Source organism: Streptosporangium sp. NPDC049376 (assembly GCF_044466505.1).
Taxonomy (GTDB): Bacteria; Actinomycetota; Actinomycetes; order Streptosporangiales; family Streptosporangiaceae; genus Streptosporangium.
The window spans coordinates 64,654-80,847 of the sequence record NZ_JBITMT010000018.1 but is presented as its reverse complement, the minus strand read 5'-3'; the positions used below and the strand labels follow the sequence as shown (position 1 = coordinate 80,847).

At 70.6% G+C, this 16,194-nt stretch carries 13 protein-coding genes; 7 read left to right on the top strand and 6 right to left on the bottom strand.

The genetic code is table 11. From position 1 onward, the window contains the following. Positions 1–99 precede the first annotated feature (99 nt). Both ACIBVQ_RS32375 and ACIBVQ_RS32370 read left to right on the top strand, forming a co-directional pair. Positions 100–330, top strand: coding sequence for a hypothetical protein (locus ACIBVQ_RS32375; RefSeq protein ID WP_352015878.1), 231 nt, complete (start codon positions 100–102; stop codon positions 328–330). A 218-nt stretch (positions 331–548) separates the two neighbouring features. Next, positions 549–1,289, top strand: coding sequence for a peroxide stress protein YaaA (locus ACIBVQ_RS32370; protein WP_352015879.1), 741 nt, complete (start codon positions 549–551; stop codon positions 1,287–1,289). Between the two features lie 61 nt (positions 1,290–1,350). Here the strand turns inward: ACIBVQ_RS32370 and ACIBVQ_RS32365 are convergent, their stop codons facing one another. Beyond that, on the bottom strand, positions 1,351–2,982 hold the full coding sequence (locus ACIBVQ_RS32365) for an RNA polymerase sigma factor (RefSeq protein WP_352015880.1): 1,632 nt from the start codon (positions 2,980–2,982) through the stop codon (positions 1,351–1,353). A gap of 241 nt (positions 2,983–3,223) precedes the next feature. Beyond that, positions 3,224–5,317, bottom strand: a complete 2,094-nt coding sequence (locus tag ACIBVQ_RS32360; RefSeq protein WP_362917789.1) for a SpoIIE family protein phosphatase — start codon at positions 5,315–5,317, stop codon at positions 3,224–3,226. A gap of 632 nt (positions 5,318–5,949) precedes the next feature. Here ACIBVQ_RS32360 and ACIBVQ_RS32355 point away from each other — a divergent pair. The 5 genes from ACIBVQ_RS32355 to ACIBVQ_RS32335 all read left to right on the top strand — a co-directional run bounded on the left by ACIBVQ_RS32355 (position 5,950) and on the right by ACIBVQ_RS32335 (position 10,183). Next, positions 5,950–6,189 carry a hypothetical protein gene (locus ACIBVQ_RS32355; protein ID WP_352015882.1) on the top strand — a complete coding sequence of 80 codons (240 nt, stop codon included), beginning with the start codon at positions 5,950–5,952 and terminating at the stop codon, positions 6,187–6,189. 194 nt (positions 6,190–6,383) lie between these two features. Beyond that, positions 6,384–7,895 carry a hypothetical protein gene (locus ACIBVQ_RS32350; RefSeq protein WP_352015940.1) on the top strand — a complete coding sequence of 504 codons (1,512 nt, stop codon included), beginning with the start codon at positions 6,384–6,386 and terminating at the stop codon, positions 7,893–7,895. 7 nt (positions 7,896–7,902) lie between these two features. Next, positions 7,903–8,658 (top strand): LamB/YcsF family protein, encoded by a 756-nt coding sequence (locus tag ACIBVQ_RS32345; RefSeq protein WP_399182137.1) that lies wholly within the window; start codon positions 7,903–7,905, stop codon positions 8,656–8,658. Further along, positions 8,655–9,299 carry an allophanate hydrolase subunit 1 gene (locus tag ACIBVQ_RS32340; protein ID WP_386190303.1) on the top strand — a complete coding sequence of 215 codons (645 nt, stop codon included), beginning with the start codon at positions 8,655–8,657 and terminating at the stop codon, positions 9,297–9,299. The genes ACIBVQ_RS32345 and ACIBVQ_RS32340 overlap by 4 nt, the downstream gene beginning before the upstream one ends. Further along, positions 9,296–10,183 (top strand): biotin-dependent carboxyltransferase family protein, encoded by an 888-nt coding sequence (locus ACIBVQ_RS32335; protein ID WP_399182135.1) that lies wholly within the window; start codon positions 9,296–9,298, stop codon positions 10,181–10,183. Before ACIBVQ_RS32340 ends, ACIBVQ_RS32335 begins: the two co-directional genes overlap by 4 nt. Before the next feature lie 4 nt (positions 10,184–10,187). Here ACIBVQ_RS32335 and ACIBVQ_RS32330 read toward each other — a convergent pair whose 3' ends face one another. The 4 genes from ACIBVQ_RS32330 to ACIBVQ_RS32315 all read right to left on the bottom strand — a co-directional run bounded on the left by ACIBVQ_RS32330 (position 10,188) and on the right by ACIBVQ_RS32315 (position 16,189). Continuing rightward, a complete protein-coding gene (locus ACIBVQ_RS32330; RefSeq protein WP_352015886.1) occupies positions 10,188–11,276 on the bottom strand; it encodes a winged helix DNA-binding domain-containing protein in 1,089 nt (362 codons plus the stop codon). A gap of 47 nt (positions 11,277–11,323) precedes the next feature. After that, positions 11,324–13,048, bottom strand: a complete 1,725-nt coding sequence (locus ACIBVQ_RS32325; protein ID WP_352015887.1) for an ABC transporter family substrate-binding protein — start codon at positions 13,046–13,048, stop codon at positions 11,324–11,326. Positions 13,049–13,061: 13 nt separating this feature from the next. Then, positions 13,062–15,191 (bottom strand): dipeptide ABC transporter ATP-binding protein, encoded by a 2,130-nt coding sequence (locus ACIBVQ_RS32320; RefSeq protein ID WP_399182196.1) that lies wholly within the window; start codon positions 15,189–15,191, stop codon positions 13,062–13,064. A gap of 71 nt (positions 15,192–15,262) precedes the next feature. Beyond that, the gene (locus ACIBVQ_RS32315) at positions 15,263–16,189 is read right to left on the bottom strand and encodes an ABC transporter permease (protein WP_399182132.1); all 927 of its coding nucleotides are present in this window, start codon (positions 16,187–16,189) and stop codon (positions 15,263–15,265) included. Positions 16,190–16,194 lie beyond the last annotated feature (5 nt).

Sequence of the window (16,194 nt, the reverse complement as noted above, 5' to 3'; positions counted from 1 at the left end):
AGCCGGGGGCCGGTTGGGAAGCCTCGCATCCGGTTAGATGTTGTCTCAAGTGACTGACGCCAGATCCTCCACACAAGGGGATGACCTGAAAGGCGATACGTGACTGGAACACTCGCCCCCACCAAGCAGCTGACGGCCACGGACCGCTGTGACCGGTGCGGCGCCCAGGCTTACATCCGCGCGACCCTGCCCGCAGGTGGGGAGCTGCTGTTCTGCGCCCACCACGGGCGGCAGCACGTAGCCGTGCTCAGAGACAAGGGCGCCGACATCCAGGACGAGTCGGCACGCCTCAGCGACACCCCCTCGACCGCCGGCAACGACGAACGATAGAGACCGGCAGGTCCGGTGGCGACACCGGACCGACGCCGCGGGTGCGGCCGTTCCCGTGAACGACCCGTCCCGTGGCCCGGCTTGACCCATCTCAGATATCTCTGCCGTGTGCTCCGCTCCAGCGTCATCGGAGCGGAGCACACGGTCTTTCTCCACCGGTTCTCCAGCGAAGACATCGAGCCTCGTCGGCGTGCCCCGCCGCGTTACGCTCGGCGACTGTGTTGATTCTGCTGCCGCCATCCGAGGGAAAGGCCGCGCTGGGCGACGGCCCCGCCCTCGATCTGTCCCTGCTGAGCTTTCCTTCCCTGACGGCCTCCAGGCGGAAGGTCCTGGGCACGCTCGTCACCCTGTCCGGAAAACGCCAGGCGCAGGACGTGCTCGGCCTGTCCCCGGGGCAGGTGGGTGAACTCGACAAGAACCGGCAGCTGAGGACCGCCGCCACACTGACGGCGGCGGAACTGTACACCGGCGTGCTCTACGACAATCTCGGCCTGGCCTCACTGTCTCCAGGCGCCGCCGAACGGGCCGCCGGAAGCGTGCTGATCTTCTCCGGCCTGTGGGGCCTGCTGCGGATCACCGACCGGGTGCCGCCCTACCGCCTGTCGATGAGCGTACGGCTACCGCCGCTCGGCGCCCTCGGACCCTACTGGCGCAAGACGATCACCCCGGTCCTCGACGCCGAACCCGGCCTGGTCGTCGACCTGCGTTCCAGCACCTACGCGGCGGCCTGGCAGCCGGGGCAACGGGCGGTCGGAGTGCGGGTCCTCAAGGACGGCAAGGTCGTCAGCCACATGGCCAAGGCGACCCGGGGCGTGATAGCCCGGGCGCTCCTGGAGAGTGGCGTCGATCCGCAGACACCGCAGGAGCTGGCCAAGGTCCTGGACGAACTCGGCCACACCGTGACGCTCGGCCCCGTCCCGGGCGGCAGGAAGCCCTGGGCCCTCGACGTCACCACCTGACCTCGCGGGCCCGGGTACGGAAAAGGCCGCGCCATGCGGCGCGGCCTCTCACCGTGAGCAATCAGTCCAGGTAGTCGCGCAGGACCTGGGACCTGGACGGGTGACGCAGCTTGGACATGGTCTTGGACTCGATCTGGCGGATGCGCTCCCGGGTGACCCCGTAGACCTTGCCGATCTCGTCCAGCGTCTTCGGCTGGCCGTCGGTCAGCCCGAACCGCATCGAGACCACGCCCGCCTCGCGTTCGGACAGCGTGTCCAGCACGGAGTGGAGCTGCTCCTGCAGAAGGGTGAAGCTGACGGCGTCCGCCGGAACGATGGCCTCGGAGTCCTCGATGAGGTCACCGAACTCGCTGTCGCCCTCCTCACCCAGCGGGGTGTGCAGGGAGATCGGCTCGCGGCCGTACTTCTGGACCTCGACGACCTTCTCCGGGGTCATGTCCAGCTCGCGGGCCAGCTCCTCGGGAGTGGGCTCGCGCCCCAGGTCCTGCAGCATCTGCCGCTGCACCCGGGCCAGCTTGTTGATCACCTCGACCATGTGGACCGGGATGCGGATCGTCCGCGCCTGGTCGGCCATCGCCCGGGTGATCGCCTGCCGAATCCACCACGTGGCGTAGGTGGAGAACTTGTAACCCTTGGTGTAGTCGAACTTCTCCACCGCGCGGATCAGGCCCAGGTTGCCCTCCTGGATCAGGTCCAGGAAGAGCATGCCCCGGCCGGTGTAGCGCTTGGCCAGCGAGACCACCAGACGCAGGTTGGCCTCAAGCAGGTGGTTCTTGGCGCGGCGGCCGTCTTCGGCGATCCACTCCAGCTCGGCGCGTACGTCGACCGGCAACCGGTCACCGTCGGTGCCGAGCTGCTCCTCGGCGAACAGGCCGGCCTCGATGCGCTTGGCCAGCTCGACCTCCTGCTCGGCGTTGAGCAGGGGGACCTTGCCGATCTGCTTGAGGTAGTCCTTGACCGGGTCGGCGGTGGCGCCCGCCGCCGCGACCTGCGGCACGGGGGCGTCATCGTCGTCGTCGGACAGGATGAGGACCTCGTCCTCGTTCTGCCTGACGGCCTCGACCTTGGGCTCCTCCTCCGTCTCGGCCTCGGTTTCGGCCTCGGCTTCGATCTCCACGTCGACCTCGACCTCGACATCGAGGTCGAAGTCCTCGATCTCGACGTCCTCAAGGTCGATGACCTCGTCGTCGTCACCGGAGACCTGCTTGGGCTTCGGCTCGGCCTTGGGCGCGGGGGCGGCCGCCTCGGGGGCGGGCTTCCTCGGCGGGGCGGGAACCGGCTTCTTCGCCGACGGCGCGATCTTCCTGGCCGGGGGCGCGGGCTTCTTTGCCGCCGGAGCGGGCTCGGAGCCGCTGACGACCGCCGTGACGGTCTCGGGCTGCTCCTTGGCCGCCGCGGCGGTCTTCGTCTTCTTGACCGGGGCGGGAGCGGCGGGGGTACGACGCTTGGTCGAAGTCCGGGACTTCTTGGGAGCCGCGGAGTCCTCAGCAGTCAGCCGTACGGTGATGCCCTCTTTGCTGAGGCTGCGCAGAATCCCTGCGACCTGCGCCATCGGAATGTCCGCTTCCTCGACGGCCTTGCGGACATCCTCGGACTCGAGGAACCCCTGCGAGCGCCCCCGCTCCATCAGCTGCTGAATGACGGGCTCGTTCAGCTCGGATGGCTTCGAGCGAGTCGAACTTGCAGGCGACACGAACACCTCTCGAAGGAAAGCGTGACGAGAATGGACCAAGGTGCCCACTAGGGGCGGAACCTCTAGTTGTTGATGAACGAGGCCGCGCGAACCGCGACGCACCTGTCCAGCATTGTGACACGACACCGTGATCCATACGGCCGCCTCCTGGCGGTTGCCCTCCACCCTAGGCCGACCAAGAGAGTAGTGCGTACGGAAGCGAGGCACCGATACCCGAAAGCAACCGTTATGACTGTTTCATTCAGTCACTCTTCGTGGCCAGGGGGACATGAATCGCGAGCACCGTGACGTCATCATCCTGTTCATACCCAGACAGCATCCGGTCAACAAGGAAATCAAGCAACATATGCGGACTTCCAACAACTTCCGGCGGCGCTTCGGTCACAACAGAGCAAAGATCGGCGAGCCCGGCGTCCAGACCTCGCTTACGATTCTCCACGAGACCGTCTGAATACAGGACCGCGGTGTGTCCCGGCGGCACGCAGAACCGGAACTGCCTACGGCTCGTCGGCCAGCCGAGAGGCGTTCCCGGCTCGCCCTCACACAGCAGGGGCACGCCCTGCGGGGAGACCAGCAGGGGCGGTGGATGCCCCGCCAGGGCCAGAGTGCCCTCACCGGTCCCGGGTTCCACGACCATGTAGGCCAGGGTGGTGACCTGCTCTTCCTCCTCGGTCGCCTCGAAGACCCTGTCCAGACCCGTGAGAACCGCCGCGGGCGGTGGGTTGGTCAGCGCCAGCGCCCGCATGGCGTTGCGGATGCGGCCCATGCCCGCGGCCGCCTTGACGCCCTTGCCCATGACGTCGCCGACCACCGCGGCGACCCTGCCGTCCTGCAGGACGAACGCGTCGTACCAGTCGCCGCCGACCTGCACGTGACGGCTTCCCGAGCGGAAGCGCTGGGCCAACACCAGGCCCCGGACCACCGGCAGGCGGTCGGGCAGCAGGCTGCGCTGCAGCGTCTCGGCGGTACGGTGCTCACGCTCGAAGAGCGTCGCCCGCTCGACGGCCAGGGCGCACTGCCCCGCGAGCGCCTCAAGGAAGACCCCGTCCTCCTGGGATATCTTCTGAGGCCTGGTGAACGAGAAACGCAGCGCGCCGAGGGCACGCCCCGCGGCCAGCAGCGGCAGACCGACCCAGGCCCGCTCGTCACTGTGGGCCAGGAAGTCGCCGATGGCCTCCTCGTCGGCCCCGGCGTCGACGAGCTGGGCGCGCAGGCTCTCGGGCGACTCGGCGAAGACCGGGCGACGGCTGTTGACCGCCATGGTCATCACGCTGGAGTGCGCCAGCGGGATCTCCTCGCCCGGCGCGCCGGGGATGTCGGGGATGCCGCCGTTGTTGACCAGCTTCAGCGCGGCCCGCTCGACGTCGAGCAGCGCCACGGCCGAGCGATCGGCCGCCAGCGCCGTACGGCCCACGTCGATGATGACCTGGACGACCTGCTCGACGGTCAGCGCCTCGGCGAGTATGGCCGTGGCGCCCTGCAGCCTGGCCGTACGCAGCGCGGCGGCGCCGAGCTGGTCGGTGAGCCTGCCGCGCATCTCCTCGGCCTCGCGCTGCGGAGTGACGTCGGTGTTCGCGCCGACCCACTCGACCACCCGTCCGTGCCGGATGATCGGGACGGCGCGCACCTCGAAGTGACGGTAGCCGCTGGCCCTGGTGCGGGCCCGGTAGCTCCACTCGAACATGGTCCGGCCGCGGAGGGCCTCGTGCCACGCCTCCTCGGTGTACTGGCGGTCGTCGGGGTGGACGGCGTCGAGCCAGCCGTGGGCGAGGTACTCCTCAAGCCCCTGACCGGTGATGGCCCGCCACTGCGGGGCGTCCTCAAGCACGGCCCCCGTCGGGGCGGTGATCCACACGAGCTGGGACTGCGCCTCGACGAGCGAGCGGTAGCGCTCCTCGCTGCGCCGCAGGTCCTCCTCGACCTGACGGCTCTCGGTGATGTTCACCCCGACCAGGCAGACCGCCCTGAGCGTCCCCTCGTCGTCATGGACGGGCGAGAACGTCAGAGACCAGTGGTGGGTCTCCCCGTCCGCCGTCCTGACCCGGATGCGCTGGTCCCCCTCGACCTCCGCGCCCTCCGCGATGGCCCGGACCGACCCCTCGATCAACGCGGTCAGGTCGGCGGAGAGCATCTCGCCGGGCGTCCGGCCGACCAGGCGCTCGGCGGGCAGGCCGACCACATCGGTGAAGACCTCGTCGACCCGGTGGAAACGCCCCTCGGGGTCAAAGAACGCGAAGGCGAACGGCGACTGCGACAGCAGGCCCTGCAGCAGGCCGGAGTCCGAGATGTCCACACCCGACTTCCGGGGACGGGGCACGGAGGTTTCGGCGCTCATGGTCGGCACCTCCGTCGCGTGCCAGGGTCTCCCACGAGGCACATCTCCAAACTTGCGAATTGGCGTAGCGCAGCTCCGGGGGACCCGGATCCTGCAGTACATCATCGGCGATGGGCGGGGGCGGACGGAAGCCCCGCCCATGATGCGGTCGGCGCGTCCGGTGGGCCCTGCCCATGGACGGCCACGGACGAGACGGCCCGGGAGCGTTCCGCGCGCGGCGCGGTCACCCGCTCCGAAGGGCCGGCGTCGGCCGGGGCCCGATGTCGCTCCCACCGCCCTCCCGAAACACCGGGGCGGTCGCCTCCGGCGCGTTCAAACGTTTGCGGCCAGGACCCTAGCAGGATCAAGCCGGACCGTCCCGACAACTGCCCACCTCGTCTCCGCGAGCGTCCCAGGGAAGATCAGGCTACTGACTCATTCCCGATTTGGCTCCCCCTTCGGGGACAGTGGTTTACTCCCCAGTCGACAAATCCAGTCAAGACACGCCTCACCTCGCACCTCTTCCTCGCAAACATCGGCCAACACGGTCTCAGGAGGGTTGACACCCAGGCGATACGTTGTGGAATGGGAACGCACGTCCCCGTCGTCCACCTGGGGATCACCTTCCGGAGAAGCCGGAGGAAGGCGACGCCATGCCCGCTCTCGCCACAGGCCTTGACGGCCCGCGCGCGTCCCGCGACCGGGTGAGCGCGGGTCTCGCCGCCGAGTTCCCCACCGTCCCGCCGGGCACCGTGGACCGCCGCGTGGCCGACGCCCGAGCCCGGGCCGAGCACCTCGGCATCGAGGCCACACCCGAGGTGGTCGAGCGCGTCGCCCGCGAGCATCTGCTCGCCCTCGTCAACTCAGCGCCGCCACCGCGGAGTCCCCGGTAACATCGGGATCATCGGGCCGTCTTCCACGCGCCGTTCGGCCCGGGGACGCGAGAAGGTTGGGACGTGAGCGAGCAGGGCGAGCGAGCCGGTCGGCACTGCACCGGTCCCATGCCGCCGACGGAGGGGGCGGCTTGAACCGGCGGCACCGGCGGCACCCGAGAGAGAACCAGTCCCCGGACGAGGTGTTCGCCGAGATGCTGCTCGCCTCCAGGGAGCTGCTGGCGGTGCGCAGTCCGCTGGACGCCGAGCTCATGGTCTCCGACATGGTCGGGGCCTGGTGGGGGCGTCGCCTGCGGGGCGGGGACGCCGAGCAGGTCCTCGGCGAAGGGCTGGTCGACTACGCCGCCAAGGCGGGCTCCCCCGCCGCGCTGACCCTGCTGATCGCTCTGGCCTACCTCGGCACCGCCCGTCAGGCCGCGAAGGCGGAGGGCGCCGCCCTGGCGCTCATCGAACGCGGCGTGGCCAAACCACGCTGGGCCGAGCGTCTCGGCGTCGTCAAACCGACCGGCTGCTACGTCTCCCGCGACGCCTACGGCGACCAGGACACGGTGGTGTGCACCTTCGGCTACCGGGGCGCGGACAACGACGAGGACCGCCACGCGCTGGTCATGGTCGTCGACTACAACATGCGGGGCATCGCCCGCGACGCCTGGGTCTCCTCCCACGTGGACAAACTGCTCGACCAGGCCAGGACCGAGGCCGGGGCCAACCCCATGCTGAGGTTCGAGGAGATCGAGCCGCAGCAGGCCAGGGCGCTGCTCGAATCGGCCATGAAGGCCACCGCCGAGTACGGCGACCGCAGGGCGAACCTCCCGGTCAGCGACAGCTACAGCGCCTACCACGCCTTCGCCCGCGCCCGGATCAAGGCGCTGCCGCCGGGCCGTAAGCGGCCCGCCCCGCTGCACAGCGAGGCCCCCTACAGCCGCGACCGCAGGGCGATGCTGGCGGCGGAGTTCCTCTCCTCCGACGCCGCCGAGCACCTTTCCGACCCGTCGGCGGCCTCGCGATGCGCCGACCACATCATCGACTACGGCTGTGACCAGGACTTCGGCAGGCCGCTGCGGGTCAGTCCCACCAAGTGCCAGACGTTCCTGCTCGACTGGCTGCCGCGCAAGGTCCTGCTCACCCCGGCCGAGCAGGAGGCCGTGCCGTACGTGCTGGGGGCGTGGGCTCGGTTCGCGGCGCGGCGCAGCGGGCTGGCCGACCGGGGGCTGCGCGCCACGCTCGACGGCATCTGGGAGGCCACGGCCAGGTTCGCCGAGGCCTACCGTGACCCGACCACCTTCGGGCTCGACCGCGACCTGCTCGAACGGCTGCTGCCCGACGGCGACCTGTCCGCGCTGGCCCGCAGGGTCTTCGCCTTCCCGTTCCTGCAGGGCACGCACGGTGAGATCAAGCTCGACCTGCTCAACCCCTCCGACGAGGCGGACCGCAGGATCCTGCTGGGCATCGACCACGCGGGCGAACTCGACCGGCCCGACTACGACGAACACCTGGCCTGGCACGAGGAGATCGCAGGCAGGCTCTGGGAGGGCGATCCCCCGCAGCTGTGGGAGGCCGCCCAGCGGCTGCTCGACCTGGGTCACGACCGGCACGACGTGCTGCACGTGCTGATCGAGATCGCCGAGCGGATCGGCGACGACCCGGAGGAACTCTCCATCGCCCTCGACGACATCGCTGACATTCCCGACGAGCCTCCGGTGTAGGTGAGCCATGGTGATCGACCTCAACGCCGACCTCGGAGAGGGTTTCGGTGTCTGGCGGCTCGGTGACGACACGGCCCTGCTCGACGTGGTGACCAGCGCGAACATCGCCTGCGGGTTCCACGCGGGCGACCCGCTGACCATCCGCCGCACCTGTGCCGCCGCGGTGGACCGGGGAGTGCTCATCGGCGCCCAGGTCTCCTACCGTGACCTGGCCGGGTTCGGGCGCCGCGAGATGGACGTGGATCCCGAGGAGCTGTGCGCCGAGGTGCTCTACCAGCTTTCCGCGGTCGACGGCATCGCCAGGGCCATGGGCGGGCGGGTCTCCTACGTCAAGCCGCACGGCGCGCTCTACAACCGGATCTGCCGTGACCGCGAGCAGGCAGAGGCCGTCGTCGCGGCCGTCGCCGACCATGACGAACGGCTGCCCCTGCTCAGCCTGCCCGGTTCCGTGGTCCACGAGATCGCCGCCCGGGAGGGGGTGGTCACGGTCACCGAGGCCTTCGCCGACCGCGCCTACACCCCTGAGGGAACCCTGGTTTCCCGGCGTGCTCCCGGCGCGGTGCTGCACGATCCCGGCGAGGTCGCGGCCAGGGCCGTGCGGATGGCCACCAGGGGGACGGTCACCGCCGTCGACGGTTCGGAGGTCACGGTCGGCGCCAGGTCGATCTGCGTGCACGGCGACACCCCCGGCGCGGTGGCGCTGGCACGGGCCGTACGTGACGCCCTGGCCGCGGCGGGGGTCACCCTGCGGGCGTTCGGGTGAGCGGGCGGCCCGGGGTGATCCGCAGGGCCGGAGAGCACGCGCTGCTGGTCGAGACCGGGTCGCTTGAGGCCTCACACCGCCTCGACGCCCTGCTGCGGGCCCGGCGCCTGCCCGGCGTCGCCGAGATCGTTCCCGGCCCGGAGACCGTCCTGGTGAGCGCGCCCGGCGCCGATCCGTCCCGGCTGCTGCCCGAGCTGTCCCGCCTGCTCGGTACGGCCTCCGCCGGGCAGGCCGCCAGGGACCTCCCGGACGCGCGCGCCGTGACGGTCCCCGTGATCTACGACGGAGCCGATCTGGAGGAGGTCGCCGCCCTGGCCGGGCTCTCCCCCTCCGAGGTCGTCGAACGGCACACCGGGCGGGAGCTCGTCGTCGGCTGGCTGGGGTTCGCTCCCGGGTTCGCCTACCTCACCGGGCTCGACCCCGTGTTGCACGTGCCCAGGCTCACCACACCGCGGACCTCGGTGCCCGCCGGGTCCGTCGCGGTGGCGGGGCCGTACTCGGCGGTCTATCCCTCGGCCTCTCCGGGCGGCTGGCGGCTGCTCGGCCGTTCCGCCGTGGTGGTGTGGGACGTGAACGCCGACCCGCCCGCCCTGCTCACGCCGGGGACCCGGGTCAGGTTCGAGGCCGTCACCGCGTCATGATCGAGGTCATCGCGGCGGGGCCGTACGCCACCGTGCAGGATCTCGGCCGTCCGGGCCACGCTCATCTCGGTGTGCCGTGCTCAGGGGCGACGGACGCGCCGAGCCTGCGTCTGGCCAACCGTCTGGTGGGCAATCCGGAGGGAGCGGCCGGGATCGAGCTAACCTTCGGCGGCGCCCGGCTTCGCTTCACCGCCGGGGCGTGGGTCTCGGTCGCCGGGGCCGACTGCCCGCTGGAGGTCGTCGTGGACGGCACGACGGTCAGGCCGGCGATGCTGGCGCCGTTCTGGGTTCCGCCGCTCGGTGAGCTGCGGGTGGCGTTTCCCCGGGCCGGGCTGCGGACCTACGTCGCGGTCCGGGGCGGGCTCGACACGCCCATGGTGCTGGGCAGCCGCTCGACGGACTCCCTGTCCGGTCTCGGCCCCGCCCCGCTCGGCGTCGGCGACAGGCTGCCGGTCGGGCCGGCCGGGCACCTGCCCGCCCTCACCGTGGACGCCGCACCCCCCGTCTCGTCCTCCGCCGCGTCCCGGGAGGTCCTGCGGGTCGTCGCCGGGCCCAGGGACGACTGGTTCGCCCCCGGCGCCCTGCGGGTGCTGTGCGCGCAGCCGTACGTGGTGAGCCAGGACAGCAACCGGGTCGGCGTACGGCTGGGCGGCGGCGCGCCGCTGCCGCGGGCCCGCCCCGGGGAGCTGCCCAGTGAAGGGGTGGTCACCGGGGCCGTCCAGGTGCCGCCGGACGGCCTGCCGATCGTCTTCCTGGCCGACCACCCCCCGACCGGGGGGTATCCGGTGATCGCCGTGCTCACCTCGGCCTGTCTGCCCGTCGCGGCCCAGCTCCGCCCCGGAGACCGGGTGCGCTTCCTCCTGGAGCGCCTGCCTCCCCTGTGAGGAGTCATCTCAGCAGGGCGGCGACCCGCTCGATCTCCTGGGCCAGGGCGGCGGCGGGGGCCTCCTCGAACAGGTCGAGATCGATGACGCCGTCCTTGGCCTGCCAGACCCCGGTGACCCTGCCCTGGTGAACCACAACCGGGGAGATCCACCCGGCGGCCCGGCTGACCTTGGCCTTCGCCTCCGCCGGCAGAAGGGGTTCGAGATCGCGGGGAGCACCGAGGATGTACTGGTCGAAGCCCGGCAGCAGGTGGACGCCGGTCGCGGGCGCGGTCGCCATCAGGTCGTCGAGGTGCTCGGCGAGCACGACCATGGGGCGACCGTCCACCTCGATCTCCGCCAGTTCCGGCGCGAGATCGCGGAACCAGCCCCGCAGCACGGTCTTCGGGGCGACGCCCCGGTAGAGCCAGACGTTGAAGGTTTCCGGGGTTCCCGGGCCGTGGGCGCCGAGGAAGGACCTGACCAGGCGGACACCGCCCTCGTCGCGGGAGAGCGGCGCCGAAGGCCCGCCGGGCACCCAGTCGCGGGGGCTGACGAAGGTCACGCGGCCCTCGCGCGGCGGACCGTAGCACAGCTCGCCGAGGAAGCTCAGCGGTTTGAGCAGCGCCCCCCAGCCCGAGGTGAGTGCCTGTCTCAGGTGGGCGTCGCCGGTGACCTCGATGACGGCCTCGACCAGCTCGTCGCGGGTCAGCACATGTCCTTCGAGCGCCTTGGGGACCGCCTCCAGGATGGCCGTGACCTCATCGGCGGTGACCCCGTGACCGCGCTGCCACGACGCCTTCTCCCAGTTGCGGAAGGAGCCGAGGACCGCGGTGTAGGCGGGCAGTTCGTCGGAGGGGACCAGGTGCAGGGTGCCGCGCGCCGTCCAGGTCTTGACCAGCGTGCGGTCCAGCCACAGGGCCTCGCCGACCTCACCGGGACGCGGGTCCGCGCGCCGTACGGCGACGGCGAGCTCGGCGGAGGAGGCCACCTGGGCCTGCACCCCCGCCAGGCGGCGGACGACGGACACCGCGTCCGGCCCCGAGGCCGGGTCGACGAACTGCCGTCTCAGCCGCCATGCGAGCACCTGGGGCCAGGTCGTGGAGAGAACCATGGAAAGACTTCTATCGTCTCCCCCCGACAGAATCCCGCCCGGGACCCCTATCTGACGAAACCGATGTCCTGGTACTTCAGATCGTAGAAGCCGCGAGCCCCGTAGTTGGCGATGTTCTTGTTGACCGCCACGTTCTGCGGGCGCTGGTAGAGCGTCACCACGTTGACCGCGTCCCAGATCAGTTTGTCCGCGGCGTTGGTGTCCGCGATGGCCTGGGCGTCCCCCAGGTCTCCGGTCGCCTTGTTCATCGCGGCGTCGATCTCCGCAGAGCCGATGCGGCCGAGGTTGGCGTTCCACTGGGGCTGGCCCTTCGCGTCGCGGACGGCGTTGACGTACTGGCCGTAGGCGCTGAAGACCGGGAACGGCGTGCCCATGTAGGCGAACGCGGTGATGTCGTAGTTGCCGGGGATGATGTACTTGGTGAAGTAGTCGTCGCTGGGCACCGCCTGAAGGGTGACCTTGACGCCGATCTGGGCCAGCATGCTCTGGGTGATCTCGGCCTCGGACTTGGTCACCTGCAGGCCGGAGGGCATGACGAAGCGCAGGTTCAGCTCGCGGCCGTCCTTCACGCGGGTCTGGCCCGACAGCCGCCAGCCCGCGGCGTCCAGCAGCCGCCTGGCCCGTTCGGGGTCGTAGACGCCGACCTCGCCCGCGTTGTCGCGGTAGCCCTCCTGGGTGTTCATGAAGAAGTGGTTGTTCAGCAGCACGATGGGCCAGTCGAGCCCCTGCAGGTCGGACTGGGCGATGGCCTGGCGGTTGATGCCCATCGCCACGGCCCTGCGGACGTTGACGTCGGACAGCACCGCGCTCTCGCCGTTCAGCGTGAAGTGCCGGAAGTCGGGCCCCGCCGCCTGACGGACGATGGCTCCCTGGCTGCTCTTGGCCCGCGCGTAGTCGGGCGCGGACGGCCCCATGTCGAAGGTGTCCAGCTCACCGTTGCTGAAGGCGCCGATCAGGGCGTCGTTCTCCAGAGCCCGGTAGATGATCCTGTCGAGCTTGGCCCGCTGTCCCCACCAGCGCTCGTCCCTGGCGATCGTGATGGTCTTGGCCGTCTGGTCGAACGAGACGAACCTGAACGGCCCCGCGGTGACCGGGACGCGGTTCAGCCAGGCCGTGTTGAAGGTCTCCGCGGTCGCGTTCGTGCTCTTCGGGTAGAGCGGGCCGAACAGGGACTGCCAGTCGCCGAACGGCTTGGCGAAGGTGACGACCACCTCGTGGTCGTTCCTGCCCTTGGCCACGTCCTCGACGTCGCGGTAGCCGGTGGTGCTCGAAACCCGGTAGTCGAGGTTCGAGCCGTTCATCGCCCGCCACTGGGCCCGGTAGTCCTCCCAGGTGATGGGGGTTCCGTCCGACCACCTGGCGCGCGGGTTGAGGGTCAGCGTGACGACCTGCCTCGGCTTGGTCTCGGTGACCTTCCCGGCCAGCAGGTAGTCGGTGTTCGCCGAGATCTCGCCCTTCTCGTTGGAGCGGAACGCCGAGGGCATGAGCGCGTCGACGACCTTCTTGACCATGGCCAGGTTGCCGTCGACGTGGTTGAGGTTCCAGTTGGCCGGATACTCGTTGATGCCCACCCGGAGCAGGCCCCCGTCCCTGACCCTGTCGCGGGGAAGCGGGTTGATGTCGTAGGCCTTGATCGTGGTCCCGCGTTCGTCGCCGTCGCTGCTCGGACCGCCTCCCCTGGCTCCCCCCTGGCCCCCGCAGCCGGTGAGGGCCAGCGAGCCCGCCATGGTCAGCGCGGTGGCGCACACGCCCACACGCCGGATTGCTGTCACAGTTCCTCCAGGGTTATACGACTTCGACCTTCTCGGCGAAGTGACAGGAGACGCCGTGGTCCTCGCCGAACGGCCGGACCTGGGGCTCCTCGTTCACGCATCGGCTCTGGCCGGTCTCGTCGAGGGTCCTGAACAAGGGGCAGCGGGTACGGAAGCGGCACCCGGAGGGAGGTGCCGCCGGGCTCGGCAGGTCGCCCTCCAGCAGGACTCGCCTCCTGGAACGTTCCCTGCGCGGGTCGGGCAGCGGGACCGCCGAGAGCAGCGCCTGGGTGTAGGGGTGCATCGGGGCGTCGTAGACCGCGCCGACCCGGCCTATCTCGGCGATCCTGCCGAGATACATGACCGCGATCCGGTCGGCGATGTGCCGGACCACGGCCAGGTCGTGCGCGACGAACAGATAGGACAGCCCCAGGCGCCGCTTCAGGCTCTCCAGCAGGTTGACCACGCCCGCCTGGATGGAGACGTCGAGGGCGGAGACCGGCTCGTCCAACACCACCAGCCTGGGCTCCAGGGCGAGCGCCCTGGCGATGCCGATCCGCTGGCGCTGGCCGCCGGAGAAGTCCTGCGGGTAGCGCCCGGCGTGACCGGGGTCCAGCCCTACCAGGCCGAGAAGTTCCTGGATCCTCGGGCCGGGGTCTTTGACGCCGTGCGCCCGCAACGGCTCGGCGATGATGTCGTAGACGGTCATCCTGGGGTCAAGCGAGGCCAGCGGGTCCTGGAAGACGACCTGCATGTCGCGTCTGACGGCCATCCGCTCGCGGGCGCCGAGGGCCGAGGTGTCGTGTCCCAGCACCACGATCGCGCCGCGCTGCGGCCTGGCCAGCTCCAGGATCTCCATCAGGGTGGTCGTCTTGCCGCAACCCGACTCACCGACCAGGCCCAGCGTCTCGCCCTGCCTGATGTCGAAGCTGATGCCGTCGACGGCGTGCACCGTGCCGACCCTGCGCCGGAAGATCGCCCCTCTCAGCAGGGGGTAGTGCCTGGTCAGCCCGTCGACCGCCAGCACCACCTCGCGTTCGCCGCGGGGCCGTACCGCGACGGCCGTTTCCTCGGGCCGGGCCTTGGGCTCCGCGACCCGGTAGACCTCGGCGGGCGACCAGCCCTCGGCCTCGATCTCTCCCGCGCGGACGCAGGCCGCCAGGTGGTCCGGCGCGCCGGCCTCGCCGAGCGCGGGCTCCGCCTCGGCGCACACGGGCACCGCGATCGGGCAGCGTGGCTCGAACGGGCAGCCCGGCGGCAGCGCGGCGGGCGAGGGCGGACTGCCCGCGATGGGCACCAGGGGCTGGTCCCCGCCCTCGTCGAGCCGGGGAACCGACCCCAGCAGCCCCATGGTGTACGGCATGCGCGAGCTGTAGTAGACGTCGTCGACGGAGCCGACCTCGACGGGCCTCCCGGCGTACATGACCATGACCCTGTCGGCGAACCCGGCGACGACTCCGAGGTCGTGAGTGATCATGACGATCGCCGCCCCGGTCTCCCGCTGCGCCCGTTTGAGCACTTCGAGCACCTGGGCCTGGATGGTGACGTCGAGGGCGGTCGTCGGCTCGTCGCAGATGATCACGTCCGGGTCGTTCGCGATCGCCATCGCGATCACCGCGCGCTGGCGCATGCCCCCGGAGAACTCGTGCGGGAAGGCCCTGGCGCGCTGCGCGGCGTTGGGGATGCCGACCAGGTCGAGCAGTTCGACGGCCCGCCTGGCCGCCTGCTGCCTGGAGACCCGCTGGTGGATCCGTACGGCCTCGGCCACCTGGTCGCCCACACGGTAGACGGGCGTCAGGGCCGACAGCGGGTCCTGGAAGACCATGGAGATGGCCTTGCCGCGGAAGGCGGTGAGCGTCTTCTCCGTGGCGCCGAGTATCTCCCTGCCGAGCAGCCGTACCGAGCCGGTGACACGGGCCTGTGGCGGCAGCAGGCCCATCACGGCCAGCGAGGCGACAGACTTCCCCGACCCCGACTCGCCGACGATGCCGAGCACCTCCCCCGGGTTGACCGAGTAGCCGACCCCCCGTACGGCGTGCACCGCGCCCGCCCCCGTGCCGAAGGTGACGTCGAGGTCGGTCACCTCAAGGACCGGGCCGGTGGGCGCCGCGGGCACAGGAAGGGCGCGACGCCGGTGACGCCCCCCTCTCTCCTGCCTGGCCATGAGGCCGTGAAACTGCGAGAGGGGGAACCTTCCCACGGGGAAGACCCCCACCCGGCGCTCTTCGCGTTCGCTCACCGTGCTCCTTTTCCGGTCGCGGGTTTTCTGGTCGCGGGGTCGAAGGCGTCGCGCAGGGAGTCGCCGACCAGGTTCACCGCGAGCACGGTGACGATCAACAGCCCGGCGCAGAACCAGAACGTCCACGGGGCGTAGACGGCCGTCTGCGCGCCGTCGGCGATGAGGCCTCCCAGCGAGACGTCGGGGGGCTGGATGCCGAAGCCGAAGTAGGACAGGGAGGTCTCGGTGAGGATCGCGGTGCTGACGTTCAGCGTCGCGTCCACCACCAGCAGCGAGGACATGTTCGGGATGATGTGCCGGAAGATGATCCTCGCCGGCGGGACGCCCATGTACCTGGCGGCCTGGATGAACTCCCGCTCCTTGAGCGAGACGGTCATGCTCCGGACGATCTTCGAGGTGACCATCCAGAGGAACATCGCCAGCAGCAGCACGAACAGCGGCCACTGGCCTCCCGCGAACAGCGGCGACATGATCGCCAGGATCAGGAAGGCCGGAAGCACGAGCAGCAGGTCGGTCAGCCAGGTCAGCGCACGGTCGGCCCAGCCGGGGAAGTATCCGGCGAAGGCGCCGACCACGGCGGCCAGGGTCGTGCCGACCACGGCGGCCAGCAGCCCGACGATGAGCGACTTCTGCATGCCGCGCAGCGTGACCGCGTACACGTCGGCGCCGGTCTGCAGCGTGCCCCACCAGTGCTCGCCCGAGGGCGGCTGCAGGAAGGCCATGAAGTCCTTGTCGGTGTAACCCCACCGGCCGGCGTACGGCCCGGCGAAGGCCAGCAGGAACAGCAGCACCAGAAGGGTGAACCCGACACGGCCCTGGAAGGAGCCGAAGAAACGTCCCGCGACCACCCGCAGCCTGGAGGGCGCCGTGATGCCCGCGACGCTCGCCTCCTGCTCGGCGAACCGCTCGTCCGTGATGGTCATCGCTT